The 13,316-nt window shown below is 64.1% G+C and carries 14 protein-coding genes and 1 pseudogene; 8 read left to right on the forward strand and 7 right to left on the reverse strand.

Annotated elements, in window-relative coordinates; all coding sequences use genetic code 11:
* Positions 1–53: 53 nt before the first annotated feature.
* Positions 54–1,256, reverse strand: coding sequence for an ABC transporter substrate-binding protein (locus IE125_RS17165; protein WP_189445908.1), 1,203 nt, complete (start codon positions 1,254–1,256; stop codon positions 54–56).
* Between the two features lie 247 nt (positions 1,257–1,503).
* Here IE125_RS17165 and IE125_RS17170 point away from each other — a divergent pair, with 247 nt between their 5' ends.
* Positions 1,504–1,809 carry a hypothetical protein gene (locus IE125_RS17170; RefSeq protein ID WP_189445909.1) on the forward strand — a complete coding sequence of 102 codons (306 nt, stop codon included), beginning with the start codon at positions 1,504–1,506 and terminating at the stop codon, positions 1,807–1,809.
* 107 nt (positions 1,810–1,916) lie between these two features.
* Here IE125_RS17170 and IE125_RS17175 read toward each other — a convergent pair whose 3' ends face one another.
* Positions 1,917–3,632, reverse strand: coding sequence for an HD domain-containing phosphohydrolase (locus IE125_RS17175; protein WP_189445910.1), 1,716 nt, complete (start codon positions 3,630–3,632; stop codon positions 1,917–1,919).
* 250 nt (positions 3,633–3,882) lie between these two features.
* Positions 3,883–4,134 (reverse strand): annotated as a pseudogene (locus IE125_RS19460) (efflux RND transporter permease subunit); the annotation flags it as partial.
* Between the two features lie 265 nt (positions 4,135–4,399).
* On the opposite strand from IE125_RS19460, the gene IE125_RS17180 reads away from it, so the two are divergent.
* From IE125_RS17180 to IE125_RS17200, 5 genes are all read left to right on the forward strand, one after another.
* Positions 4,400–4,546, forward strand: a complete 147-nt coding sequence (locus IE125_RS17180) for a hypothetical protein (RefSeq protein WP_189445911.1) — start codon at positions 4,400–4,402, stop codon at positions 4,544–4,546.
* Positions 4,546–5,259, forward strand: a complete 714-nt coding sequence (locus IE125_RS17185) for a metal ABC transporter ATP-binding protein (protein ID WP_189445912.1) — start codon at positions 4,546–4,548, stop codon at positions 5,257–5,259. The genes IE125_RS17180 and IE125_RS17185 overlap by 1 nt, the downstream gene beginning before the upstream one ends.
* Entirely contained in the window at positions 5,256–6,140 is an 885-nt protein-coding gene (locus IE125_RS17190; RefSeq protein ID WP_189445913.1) for a metal ABC transporter permease, read from the forward strand. The genes IE125_RS17185 and IE125_RS17190 overlap by 4 nt, the downstream gene beginning before the upstream one ends.
* Before the next feature lie 48 nt (positions 6,141–6,188).
* Entirely contained in the window at positions 6,189–7,241 is a 1,053-nt protein-coding gene (locus tag IE125_RS17195; RefSeq protein WP_189445914.1) for a metal ABC transporter solute-binding protein, Zn/Mn family, read from the forward strand.
* A gap of 93 nt (positions 7,242–7,334) precedes the next feature.
* Positions 7,335–8,594 carry a winged helix-turn-helix domain-containing protein gene (locus tag IE125_RS17200; protein ID WP_189445915.1) on the forward strand — a complete coding sequence of 420 codons (1,260 nt, stop codon included), beginning with the start codon at positions 7,335–7,337 and terminating at the stop codon, positions 8,592–8,594.
* Between the two features lie 18 nt (positions 8,595–8,612).
* Here IE125_RS17200 and IE125_RS17205 read toward each other — a convergent pair whose 3' ends face one another.
* Positions 8,613–9,677 carry an NAD(P)-dependent alcohol dehydrogenase gene (locus IE125_RS17205; protein ID WP_189445916.1) on the reverse strand — a complete coding sequence of 355 codons (1,065 nt, stop codon included), beginning with the start codon at positions 9,675–9,677 and terminating at the stop codon, positions 8,613–8,615.
* 205 nt (positions 9,678–9,882) lie between these two features.
* Between IE125_RS17205 and IE125_RS17210 the strand changes: the two genes are divergently transcribed.
* On the forward strand, positions 9,883–10,812 hold the full coding sequence (locus tag IE125_RS17210) for an AraC family transcriptional regulator (RefSeq protein ID WP_229809181.1): 930 nt from the start codon (positions 9,883–9,885) through the stop codon (positions 10,810–10,812).
* A 74-nt stretch (positions 10,813–10,886) separates the two neighbouring features.
* Here the strand turns inward: IE125_RS17210 and IE125_RS17215 are convergent, their stop codons facing one another.
* Entirely contained in the window at positions 10,887–11,624 is a 738-nt protein-coding gene (locus IE125_RS17215; RefSeq protein WP_189445917.1) for a sulfite exporter TauE/SafE family protein, read from the reverse strand.
* A gap of 137 nt (positions 11,625–11,761) precedes the next feature.
* On the opposite strand from IE125_RS17215, the gene IE125_RS17220 reads away from it, so the two are divergent.
* Positions 11,762–12,190, forward strand: coding sequence for a hypothetical protein (locus IE125_RS17220; protein WP_229809182.1), 429 nt, complete (start codon positions 11,762–11,764; stop codon positions 12,188–12,190).
* Positions 12,191–12,228: 38 nt separating this feature from the next.
* Here the strand turns inward: IE125_RS17220 and IE125_RS17225 are convergent, their stop codons facing one another.
* Both IE125_RS17225 and IE125_RS17230 read right to left on the reverse strand, forming a co-directional pair.
* Positions 12,229–12,759, reverse strand: coding sequence for a GNAT family N-acetyltransferase (locus IE125_RS17225; RefSeq protein WP_189445918.1), 531 nt, complete (start codon positions 12,757–12,759; stop codon positions 12,229–12,231).
* An 87-nt stretch (positions 12,760–12,846) separates the two neighbouring features.
* Complete coding sequence (locus tag IE125_RS17230) at positions 12,847–13,290, reverse strand: META domain-containing protein (protein ID WP_189445919.1); 444 nt, start codon at positions 13,288–13,290, stop codon at positions 12,847–12,849.
* Positions 13,291–13,316: the final 26 nt, after the last annotated feature.

Raw genomic sequence — 13,316 nt, forward strand, 5'->3', positions numbered from 1 at the left:
CCGGCCCCTTGGTGACGCCATTCATTTACCAACCGGCCCTTTGGTGACGCCATTCATTCACCAACCGGACCCTTGGTGACGAACTTGCCATCCTCGACCGCCATCTCGACCACGATGCCCGGCACGTCGCCGTTGTCGTCGAACTCCGCACCGCCGGAGGCACCTTCATAGTTGATCTCCTTGCCTTCGTCGATCAGCTTCTTGGCCTTCTCCCATTCGCCCGGCAGGATCGTTTCGCCCGGCGCGGTCGCGACATCACGCAGCGCCTCGGAGAGCCCGTCGCGATCGGCACTGCCGTTCTTCTCGATGGCCAGCGCCAGCAGGAAGGCCGCATCGTAGGACTGTGCGGCAAAGACGGCGCTGGGGTCGATGCCCGCCTTGTTGGCCAGGTCGGTGAAGATATCGGTTCCCGGCGTGTCCGGCGAGCCGGGACGCGTGGCGATCATGCCCTCGAGCACATCGGCACCGACGGCCTCGATCAGCGAATTGCCGACCATGCCGTCGCCACCGGCGTACTGGGTGAAGGCGCCGCTTTCATAGGCTTGACGCAAAATCGTCTGGCCGGAGGTATCCGCGTAGGCGAGCACCACGAGCGTCTGCGAGCCACCGGCGGAGAGCTGACCGATTTCGGAGCGATAGTCGGCGCGGTTGTCTTCATGCGCCAGGTTGACCGTGACCGAGCCGCCTTCGGCTTCGAACGTCTTGGTGAAGGCGTCGTCGAGCCCCTGGCCGTAGTCGTTGTTGACGTAGGTGACCGCGACATCCTCGATGCCCTTGGAGAGCAGCAGCTTGGCCAGCTGCTCGCCCTGGAAGGCGTCGGACGGAACGGTGCGGAAGACGAGATCGTTGTCGTCGAGATCGGTGACGGCCGGCGCGGTCGACGCCGGTGACACCATGACGACGTTGCCCGGAATGGCGGCATTATTGGCCGCCGCAATGGTGGCGCCAGTACACAGCGCACCGACGATCGCGGTGACCTTCTCGCTATTGACCAGGCGATCCGCCGCGTTGGAAGCCGCCGAGGCGTCCGAACAGGTCGTATCGCCCGACGGCATCGCCATGTCTTCGCCGTCGAACAGACCACCCTGCGCGTTGACTTCGGCCATCGCCAGCTTGGCGCCATCGAAGATCGGCGGCGTCAGACTTTCGATCCCCCCGGTGAATCCGCCGAGAAACCCGACCTTCACGTCTGCCTGCGCGACACCGGCACACGCGGTGGTGGCGGCGACGGCGAGTGCCAGTACTGTCTTTTTCATCGCTTTGATCGCTCTTTGTGAGTTGCGAATTGTTCGTTGTGAAACTCGTCGTGAATAGACCTGCTGGTTGCGAAGAAACGCTTGAATGAACCTCGTTCACTTTGCTGTCAGCGCCGCCAAAAGACAAGCCGTTCGTAACGGTTCGTGTCCACGACGATAGACGAAAGCGCGGACCCTAGGCCACGGCGCCAACGTCGATTCCGCGCTACGCTGAAGGCGCCAGATTCACAATGAGCAGGAGAACGCCATGCACAAGCACGTAGAGTGGGATACACCGGGAGACGCCAGCGTCGATGCGCACTACGCCAAGGACGAACAGCACCGCGTCACGCCGCAGCCAGGCATGATGCTGACCGCGCGTTATCACGGCGCCAGCGTCCGCGTACAGGTCGAGGCCTACAAGGACGGCGTCAGTATCGGCAAGGTCGCCGCACTGGTCGGCGACGATGGCAAACGCCATGACAGTCTGGGCGAGTTGAGCGTCGGAGATTTGGTCCGCCTTCCGGATGACAAGCGCGCGTTTCAAGCCCCGCCGGAAGATGACGAGGACTAGTCCCACATCGCGCGCCAGATGTCGCCTGCACAGTGCTCGCGACGCACAAGAATGCGACGCCCGACAAGGCGGCAGCGGTCTGCCGGAACTTCTCTACCGGGCATCGGTCAGCGACCGAGATCGTAGGCTTCCGGCCTGACCAGCCCCTCAGGCTTTCCCAGTAGATGGAAATCGATTCTCGACACGATCTCGTCCAGCGGTGTGCCGTTGGCACCGTTGAAGACGACATGAACGCGCGCCGGCTGCCCGGTTTCCGTCAGCGCCATTACCCAACCCAGAAATCCTCGCGAAAAACGGATCAGACTGCCGATGGGGTAAAAGCCTTGTCGCTGGATATAACGGGTTACCCAGTGCCTGTCGAAGGTCTCAGGGCGGTGATAGAGGTACCGGTAGACCTCGATGGCCGTTAGCGCCTTCCGGTCTCCACGGGCACGTGTCATGGCATCGATGACATCGACGACCGCCGCAGCGCGAGCCAGCGGAGACAGGCTCTCCGCCTGTAACTGTCGAGGATATCCGCTGCCGTCCAAGCGCTCGTTGATCTGCTCGATCACCAGTCGTGTCGCTGGCTTGCCCTTCCACCCCACGGCATCGAGACGCTCCGCGAGAATGCCGACGTGTCCCCGGATTTGCTGTTTCTGGGGGCGAGAGAGCGCACCGATCAACGAGGGCAGCGTATTGCTGAGCAGCATGGCCTTGCCGAGATCGTGGAGCAGTGCCCCCACGATGGCATCGCGTGACAACGGCGCCAGCGTCTGCTCTGCCATCATCAGATCGGCCAGACGCCCTGCCACGCAGACCGAATGCTGAACCCAGCCCGGCTCGTCGTCGAGGCAGTGGAGCGAATAGAGAAAGTCCTGCCGGTTCTGTTTCAGCAACTTGAGAAGCTTGTCGGCCGACAGATACAGCATCGCCGTCGGCAGCGGCCGGCGCTGGTGAAGTTTCAGTAAGGACAGATGGATCTGCCGGGAAACTTCACGGATGGTCGGCACCATCGGCGGCTCTTTCACCTTGCCGCGTCGGCGCTCCCGAAAACGCCCTGCGCGAGCCGCATCGAGACGATAAAGCGGTGACGGCCATGCCAGCCGCCCCGTCTCACGCTGGCGATAGCCAATTTCCTGCTCGGTCTCGTCGACGAAGTGCACCACCCGCTGCTGCTGTTCCGGAGAGAGATTCTCGAACGAGAACCCCACCAATACCTGATTGGACCGTCCCGGCGCCGTAACATGGCGAATTCGAGCCTCGACCGAGAGTCTATCCCCATTGGGAAAGGCGAGTTCGAGCGAGGGGATCAACATGTCTATCCGAAACGGTGCGCTATGGCGCAGCGGGAAAGCGACCAGGCAGCCGCCGACGGATAGATTCTTCAACCGCGTCACGATCGGAGGCTGGCCCTCGAGCACCGTTACCGTCGCACGCGCCTGCATCCCGTTGATCAGTGACGCCCGGACCTCCCGCCGCTTGGACTGCGTGAGCATGCGTGTCGGCATGCCGCAGACCAGATTGACGTTATCCCCCCGACGCCCAGCGTCGACGATATCGCCACCCTCGAACGTGACCGCTTCAGAAAGACGATCAACGCGCAGCGACAGCGAGCTACCCGCCAACGTCCGTAGATCGAGCGATTGTGCATCCACCGCCTCGAGAGAAAGACTCCGAGAAGCGAACTCGATATCGCTCAGCGTGGCGGGAAAGTGCGTCTCGTCCCGGCCGAACGACACCGTCAACGAATAGATATCGTCCTGTATCGAGGACAGAATTCGGGAAATATCGGAGGCGTCTTCCAGCGTCACGACGTCTGTAGGAGTGGAATCGGCACCCATGGCGATCCTGGCCAACGCAAACGGAGATTGAATGAGCTATCGGCGGCGGTGACATTTTGTTGAGCATTCCGGACCATTGAAGCCCAGCGCCCCGGCATCGAGGCCTAAAACACCCCGGCTTTGCTGCTGGCCGGGGAAGACAGTGACCACCGCGATGCCTCTCTGCTCGGTCAGAACTCGCGCGCTGTGCTCTGACCGTCTTGCGTGCTTTCCAGCGCCGCTCGATGCCGTGCATGGCGACGAAGGCTGCCGGTACCGAGAGAATTACCGCCACCGGCAGAAACCAGCTCTCGTACTGCGCCGCCAGCAGCAGATAGACCAGAACCAGCGAGAGGCCAAAAGCCCAGTAGATCTGGCTGCCGGCAATCGACTCCTGATAAGTGATTCCTTCCCAGTCGAGCCCGGCGGTCTCGGCCGGTAGCGTCTGCCGCGCCGCCTCGGCGACTCGCGCCATGACCTCACCGGAGCTCAGCGATGCCGCCTGGCCGACCAGCGTGGCCGATGCCTTGAATCGACGGCGGCGGTTTGCTGTGCCGCGTCACCCTGCCGTTGGCTGATATCAGGCACTCGCTTCGCTGACACGAAAAACGGCCATGCCTTACCGGCATCAACGACGGAGCCACCGACCATCGATGCTTTACGTGGTCATAGTGCCAAAATAGCCCTCCAGCCCTTGGACGGGACCGCGTCAGCGCTAGACCCCAAAACCCCTTCCCACCCGTTTTGTTATGATATAACCTCCTCGCCTCAAGCTTGAGGTCTCTTTCATGTCACACCGTCATCGACACCGCCCGGACGGGCCGTGTCATTTTTCGCTGATGTCGCTCGGCGCGGGGCGCCGCGTGCTGCTGGCGCTGCTGCCCGTTGCGTTGCTGTGGCTCGTCGCCGCTTGGGCGGCCGGAGCGTGGAGCTGATGGCTGCTGTGCTCACGCTCGAATCGCTGTCGCTGGCGCAGGGCAACCGTCTGGTGCTGGAGAACGTCGATGGCCATTTCGAGGCCGGGACGATCACGGCGCTGGTCGGGCCCAACGGCGCCGGCAAAAGCACGCTGGTGCAGGGCATCATGGGTGTGCTGAAACCGATCGCGGGGCGCGTGCGCTGCGAGGTGCCCAAGGCGAGACGCGCCTGGCTGCCGCAGCAGCTGGCGCTGGATTTGAGCTTTCCGATGAGCGTCGAGGAGCTGGTGATGAGCGGCTGCTGGCCGACGCACGGCAGCTTCAAGCGTTATGGCTCGGCCGAGTATCGCCGCGGCCAGCAGATCATGCATCGCCTTGGCCTGCAGGCGCTGGAACACCGCCCGCTGGGCGAGCTCTCCGGCGGTCAGCGCCAGCGCGCGCTGCTCGGTCGCACGTTGATGCAGGAGGCGCAGCTGTTGCTGCTCGACGAGCCCTTCGCCAACGTCGATGCGGCCACCATCGATATTCTGATCGAGGTATTGCGCGACATGGCGGCCAGCGGCGTCTCGATCATCGTCGTGCTGCACGATCAGGATCAGCTGGCGCGGCTGGCGGATCGCGTTCTCCATCTGGATCGTGGCCATGCGACCTGGACCACACCGAACGCGCAGGCGAGCGCCGCCCCCGCGCCGCTCGCGCATCGCTCGCGTACCGCAGGAGGCTCGGCATGATCGACTGGCTGGTGTCCCCCCTTGTCGATTTCGGCTTCATGCGTCGCGCGCTCGTGGCGGGGCTGGCGCTCTCGCTGGTCGCGCCGCCACTCGGCGTGTTCCTGACGCTGCGCGGCATGAGTCTGGTCGGCGACGCCATGGCGCATGCTGTGTTGCCGGGTGTCGCGGTCGGCTTTCTACTCGCGGGTTTCTCGCTGCCGGCGATGAGCGTCGGCGGGCTGATCGCGGGGCTGCTGGTTGCCGGACTGGCCGGTGGCGTGTCGCGCTTGACCGGCCACCGGGAGGATTCGGCGATCGCGAGCTTCTATCTGATCTCGCTGGCGGCGGGCGTCATGCTGATTTCGATGCGCGGGTCGAGCGTCGATCTGACCCATGTGCTGTTCGGCTCGATTCTCGCGGTCGACAGCACGGCGTTATGGCTGATCGTCGGCGTCTCGAGCGCCACCTTGATCGTACTCGCCGCCATCTTCCGCATTCTGGTGGTCGAGTGCCTCGACCCGCTGTTCCTGCGCGGTCAGGGCATTCGCGGCGGCGCCGTGCACGGGCTGTTTCTCGGTCTGATGGTGCTCAATCTGACCGCCGGCTTCCAGACGCTCGGCACGCTGATGGCCGTGGGGCTGATGATGCTGCCGGCGACGGCGGCACGCTTCTGGTCCAAGCGGCTCGAGGGGCTGATGGGGCTGGCGATTGCGGCGGGCATGCTCTCGAGCGTCGGCGGTCTGCTGCTCTCCTACCACGCCGGGTTGCCTTCGGGCCCCTGCATCATCCTGCTCGCGGGCGCCATCTATCTGTTTTCGGCGCTGTTCGGCCGGTATCACAGTGTCTTCGCCCGTTGGCGACGTCGGGTACAGCCGATTCTGCCCCCCGACGCTCACGGGTAAGGGGGACGACCCCTCGTGCATCTCAGGCCATCGAAAGGAATGAAAAAAATGCCACAAGCTCCGCTTCGCACGTTGCTCATCGGCGCCCTCGGCGCGACTGCGCTGACCGCGACTCACGCCTACGCCCAGGACCCGCTCAAGGTCGTGACCAGCTTCAGCATTCTCGATGACATGGTCGAAATTATCGGCGGCGATCACGTGTCGGTGGATTCGCTGGTCGGCCCGGACGGCGACGTGCACGCGTTTTCACCCAAGCCGGCCGATGCACAGTCGCTGGCCGACGCCGATCTCGTCGTCATCAACGGCCTGCAGCTCGAAGGCTGGATGACCCGTCTGATCGACGCCAGCGGTTACGACGGCGACGTGGTCGTGGCCAGCGACGGCATCAAGACGCGCCCCTTCGACGGCCATCATGACGAGGGCGAGGAAGGCCATCATGACGAGGGCGAGGAAGGCCATCATGACGAGGGCGAGGAAGGCCATCATGAGCATGAAGACCACGATCATGACCACGGCCATGACGAGGACGGTCACGATCACGACGAGGATGGCCATCACCATCACGGTGATACCGACCCACATGCCTGGCAGGATCTGGAGAACGGCGAGCAGTACGCGCGCAACATCCGGGATGCGTTGATCGAGGTCGATCCGGACAACGCCGATGACTACCGCGCCAACGCCGAACAGTATCTCGACCAGATGGCAGCGCTGGATGAAGAGACCCATGAGCGCCTTTCGGCGATTCCGGCATCCGATCGCCTGATCATCACCACGCACGACGCCTTCGGCTACTTCGGCGATGCCTACGGCCTCAAGCTGCTGTCGCCGGTCGGCGTCAACACGCTCGACGAGCCGAGCGCCAGCGACATGGCCGCGCTGGCCAAGCAGATCGAGTCCAGCCACGCCAAGGCACTGTTCCTCGAGAACATGAGCAATCCGGCGCTGATCGATCAGCTGCATGAAGAGACCGGTGTGGTCATCGGCGGCACGCTCTACGCCGATGCCCTGACGCCGGATGGCGAAGGCAGCACCTACCTCGGCATGTTCCAACACAACGTGGATACCCTGGTCGACGCGCTGACCGCGCAGGACGACTGAACGCCTCGGATCTCGGCCGGCGGCGCCTGTCGCTGGCCAGATCCCGGCTGCTGATCGACACTGGGGCGTGAATCAATCCTGGTGCCGATCCGCATGCCCGAAGCCCTCTCTTCTCCCCCGCATTCGCTGAGCCAGGCGCAAGCGCGCCGCCTCGCGCTCAAGGCGCAGGGTTTTACCTCGCCTCATCCCCAGAGCATCAACCGCGGGCATCTCAGGCGGCTGCTGGATCGACTGGGGGTGCTACAGATCGACTCCGTCAACGCGCTGACGCGCTCCCACTATCTGCCGACATTCGCCCGGCTCGGGGCCTACCCGTGGCGATTGCTCGACGAAGCATCGTGGAGCGCCAATCGCCACCGCTACCTGTTCGAATACTGGGGGCACGAGGCGTCGCTGCTGCCGCTGTCGCTCTACCCGGCATTTCGCTGGCGCATGAGAGACGCGCGAGACGGCATCGGGATCTATCGCCATCTGGCACGTTTCGGTCGCGAGCGCCAGGAGCTCATCGCACGCGTGTCGGCGAGCGTTCGCGAGCACGGCCCCGTCAGCGCTGGCGCGCTCAGCACACGCGATACACCGGCGGGACAGTGGTGGGACTGGAGCGATGAGAAACTGGCACTGGAGTGGCTGTTTGCCGCCGGCGAGATCACCGTCGCCCATCGGCGTGGTTTCGAACGGCGCTACGATCTGCCGGAACGCGTGCTACCTGAGAGCGTGCTGGAGGCAGCGGAGCCAACCCGACTCGAGGCACACCGCCAACTCATGAAGCATTCGGCCAGCGCCCAGGGAGTCGCCACCGAGAAGGATCTTCGCGACTACTTCCGGCTCTCCCCGCGAGACACGCGCGAGGCACTGCATACACTGATCGAGGAGGGCTGCCTCACGCCGGTCTCCGTCGAGGGGTGGCGCCAGACGGCTTTCATGGTGGGCGAGCCGGTCATCCCGCGAACAGTCACAACCTCCGCGCTGCTGTCGCCGTTCGACTCGCTGATCTGGTATCGCGAGCGGACCGAGAGGCTGTTCGGCTTTCGCTACCGGCTGGAGTTCTACACGCCGGCGCACAAACGCCGGTTCGGCTACTACGTCATGCCGTTTCTCTTCGGTGACCGTCTGATCGCGCGGGTCGATCTACGGTCTCGTCGCGGCGAGGACGAGCTGAAGGTGCTGGCGTTGCATCCGGAGCCCGGCCAGACGATCGGCGATGACGCGCTCTCCGCGCTGGCCGACCGTCTCGAGGCATTGGCGAACTGGCTCGCACTCGGGCGAATTCACCTCGCCTGCCCCCGGCCGCTCGCCAGCTCACTGGCCCGGCACTGGCCGTTGGATCGCCAGAACCGGTTCGCGCTGGCTTGAGGGCGGTAGCCGTCGCGATCAGGCGCTCTTGAGCGAAGCCATGTCGATGACGAAGCGGTATTTGACGTCACCCTTCTGCATGCGATCCCAGGCTTCGTTGATCTGATCGATGTTGATCATCTCGACGTCGCAGGTGATGCCATTCTCGGCACAGAAATCGAGCACTTCCTGGGTTTCCGGCATGCCGCCGATCAGCGAGCCGGCCAGCACGCGGCGACGGAAGATCAGATTGGCGCCGGAGACGGCAGGCTCGAGCGGCTCGAGCAGACCGACCAGGATGTGCGTGCCATCGGGCTTGAGCGCGGCCAGATACGGGTTGATGTCGTGCTGGACCGGAACGGTGTCGAGCATGAAGTCGTAGGTTTCGGCGACCGCTGCCATCTCATCGTCGTTGGTCGAGATGACCACGTGATCGGCGCCCTGCTTTTTCGCCTCGGCCTTCTTCGACTCGGAGCGGGTGAACAGCGTGACCTCGGCCCCTAACGCCTTGGCCAGCTTGACGCCCATGTGGCCGAGACCGCCCATGCCGATCACGCCGACCTTGTGCCCCGGCTTGACGCCGTAGTGCTTGAGTGGCGAATAGGTGGTGATGCCGGCACACAGAATCGGCGCGGCTGACTTGAGATCGATGCCATCCGGCATCTTCACGACAAAACGCTCGCTCACCACGACCTTGTCGGAGTAACCGCCCTGCGTCAGCGTGCCGTCGTGCTTGTCGGGGCTGCCGTAGGTCATCACGAAGCCTTCGGCGCAGTAGTTCTCGAGGCCATCGTTGCACGCCTTGCACTGACGGCAGGAGTCCACCATGCAGCCCACGCCCACGAGATCGCCGACCTGATGGTTCTTGACCTCGCCGCCGACGGCGGTCACGCGACCGACGATCTCGTGCCCCGGAATGACCGGATAGGAGGCCATACCCCAGTCATCGCGGGCGAAGTGCAGGTCACTGTGACAAACACCGCAGTAGAGAATCTCGATCGAGACGTCGTCCGGCCGCGGCGCACGGCGCTCGAAGTTCCACAGTTCGAGCGGACTGGAATCGGAATGGGCAGCGTAGCCCTTTGCAGGTGTCGCGGTAGTCATGTCACATCGTCCTGATTGATGAATACAGTGGATCAGTCGCCCGAAAGTCTGGTTCATGACCCCGTGATGCGCCATGCCGAATGCTGTACAACGGCTGCCATATCCTCTTTAAAATCGACGTTTTGTTACTGTATAACTTAAATAACGTGCATAATACGATGATATCCGCCAACCCGGCGCCTTCTCTGCGATGCGAGGAATTGCCATGCTCGAACACTCCATTCCGCCGATGCTTCGCGATCGACAGGTCTCGGATGCCGGCCGCGCCGGAACGCTTCCTTCCGAGGATTGGGCTACCAGGCTCGCCTCGACACTCGAGCCACTGGTCCAGCAGGAGGGGTTTTCCGAGACCGCCATCGACGGCGTCCGGCTGATCGCGTCCCGCTGTAGTCACCCACGCACGCCGCTGATCTACGAACCCGGGTTATTCTTCATCGCCCAGGGCGACAAGATCGGCTATCTCGAAGGTCGCACCATCCATTACGGCCCCGGCAACTACCTGGTCCAGGCCATGCCGCTGCCTTTCGAGTGCGAGACACTGGCACGCCCGGATGCGCCGCTGCTGGGCATCTCCATTGCCGTCGATCCGCTGACGCTGAGCGAGCTGGTACACCAGATGCCGACGAGCCTGTCGGATGACGACGCAGCCCCCATGGCCGCCGTGGCGCTGGATCGCACGATGGCAGAGGCCGTGCAGCGCCTTGCCGATTGCCTGCACGACGAGGCCGCGAGTCGCGCGCTCGGCGCGGGCCGCGTGCGCGAGGTGCTGTTCGCGGCGCTCAACGGCCCCCAGGGCCAATCTCTGCGCCAGCTCGTCCAGCGACAGGGCCACTACGCCCGGATTGCCGAGTCGCTCGACTATCTCCATCGCCACTTCGCCGCACCGCTGACGGTCGAGGCACTGGCCGCCCGCGCCAACATGAGTGCCTCGCACTTTCATCACCACTTCAAGCGGGTGACGCAGGTCTCGCCGGTACAGTATCTCAAGCGGCTACGGCTGCTGCGGGCGCGGGTGCTGCTGTCTCAGCAGCGGGTCAACGTGGCCCGGGCAGCCAGCGAGGTGGGCTACCGCAGCACCTCGCAGTTCAGCCGCGAGTACAAGCGCTATTTCGGTGTCAGCCCTTCGCAGGACTAATCACCGCCGCCACGCGATGCGCGCGCGGAGGCTGCCCGCAGCCAGGGCAAAGCGGCCAGGTCACCAGCGTGAAATCACAGCAGACCGAGAACCCCGCGGACCAGGTAGTACCCGCCAACCACGGTGACGATCCAGCGTGTCCAGGTGCGAAATCCCGTGTCGGTGAGGCGAGAAAGCAGCAGATTTCCGCTGCGCGTGCCGAGAAAGGCGATCGGGATGCCCAGAAGGACCCAGCCCCACTCGCCCGGCCCTAGCACCAGCGCCGCGCGCCAGTAAAAGACGATCTTCAGGGCGTGGGAGATCACCTGAATGATCGCCTTGGACGCGACCACCGTACGCCGGTCGAGCTGGGTGCGGATGAAGCCGATATCGATCGTCGGCCCCGAAACGCCGACGGCGATGGTCAAACCGCCGGAGATGATGCCGCAGACCACGGCGTGCGACGGCCGGGCAACGTTGAAGTGAAACCAGCGCTTGGGAATCCAGACCATGATCGGCATCAGTCCGAGCACGATCAGCACCACGGTCTCGCTGGGGTGATACTCGACCAGCGCCAGCACCAGGGCCGCAATTCCCACGCCCACGGCGATGCCAGCGACGATGCGCCAATCGATATAGCGTCGCGATAGCCAGGCCCGCGACGCATTCGAGGAGAGCTGGATCACCCCATGCACCGCAATGGCCGTCGCTGGCGGCAACCAGGCGAGCAGAAACCCCAGCAGGATGAGTCCGCCGGCCATGCCGAAGACGCCGGAGAGCAGTGCCGTGCAGAACACGACGACGAGAAACAGCAGAGAAACCGTTAGCGCCATGCAGGGTTCGGACCGGTGGTTGAGTGGAAATTCCGAGCGGCGATCTATACTGCGGGACGCATTGTCATGGACGGGGCATCCGCCGCGGTGATCACGCCCGCCCTGTCTTCACATTCACGGCTGAAGGAGCGCTCGTCATGCGCCATCTCCTGCTCACCCAACGTCACGCCCTGGGATTTTCCGCTATCGCGATCGCGTTGGCGTCCGCCGCCGCTCACGCCTCGAGCGATGATGCCTGGGAAGCGCAGCGCCAGGATCTCGTCGCGCAGTGCGAGGATGCCAGCCAGTTCCCGGATGCAGCCCCCGCGGGAGAGCCGGTGATCTTCGACGACGAGGCGGGCATGACCGCCCTGCTGATTCAGGGCCACTACCCGCAGGCACATATGAACGGTCAGGCCGGTCAGGAACTCTGCCTCTATCTGCGCGCCAGTCAGGAGGTCTACATCGCCGACGCCGACAAGCTGGCAATCGGCTCTGACGCCCTGCCGAGCACGCCGACCGATGCGATGAACGCCTCTCCCGACGCCGCCGCCGCCGCGAGTGACGACACCCCCGCGTCACCGTGAGGCCGCGGGCAGTGCGCGTCTCACGCCGGTCTGTGCCGTTATCGCGACCGCGCTTCGGGATGCTCGGGCGTCGTCAGCAGTTTCTGGTAGAAAGCCAGGTCGAGCCAGCGGCCGAACTTGAACCCCGCCTCGCGCACGGTACCGGCTCGCTCGAAGCCGAGCTGCTCATGTAGCGAAATGCTGCCGGCATTGGCGGCATCGATGCCGGCAACGAGCGTGTGGTACTGCTGCTGCTCGGCGCGAACGATCAGGGCCTCCATCAGCACCCGGGCGACGCCACGGCGGCGAAAATCGACATCGACGTAGACCGAATGTTCGATGCTGTAACGGTAAGCCGCGTGGGGACGGAAGGCGCCGTAACTGGCAAAGCCCATCAGCCGTCCGCTCTCCTCGTCCACGGCGCCGAGCACCGGGTAGTCGGCGTCGCGCTTGGCGTGAAACCAGCCTTCCACATAAGCCAGCGTTCGCGGCTGATATTCGTAGAGCGCGGTGGTGTTGAGAATGGCGTGGTTGAAGATCGCCAGCACCGCATCGCCATGCGCCGAGAACTCACAGTCGATCAAGCGCATGACATCTCCCCTTCGACCAAAAAGCGCTGCCGACGGTACCTGGCCGCCAACGCCCGCGCAGGACGAAACGGTCGCTCAGGCGGTTGCTCAGTAAAGTGCATTGGCTGTCAGCTCCGCCAGCGGATTGGATTCGTCATCCTCGAGGATCAGCCGGTCGCCGACAATCTCGTAGCGCGCCACCCGACCGAGGCTCTCCATCCAGCGCTGCTCCTGAGTCATGAGCGCGGCGGCGCACGCCATGCGGGTCGAGGCGAGCGAAGAGAGCGTGATCGCCTCATCCCGCGTCTCGAAGCCCGCCGTCAGGCGGTTGCAGCCGGTCGAACCCATCAGCCGATGATGGCGGTCGAACACCAGGTGCGGCTCGCGCTCGTTATCGCCCACCACGACGTCCTTGCCGTCGAGCTGCGCGAGCTTCCAGTAGGTGCCGATCAGCGGCTCGGTGGGCGGCTCTTGCCCGCCATCGGCGGCGCAGCCAGCAAGCACGAGCGAGGCCAGAAGCAGCCCCGCGCCAAGAGAAGCGATCTCTTTCACGATGCAGATCTCGTCAATGTCGCGGT

This window comes from Salinicola rhizosphaerae (genome assembly GCF_014652715.1).
Lineage (GTDB): Bacteria > Pseudomonadota > Gammaproteobacteria > Pseudomonadales > Halomonadaceae > Salinicola > Salinicola rhizosphaerae.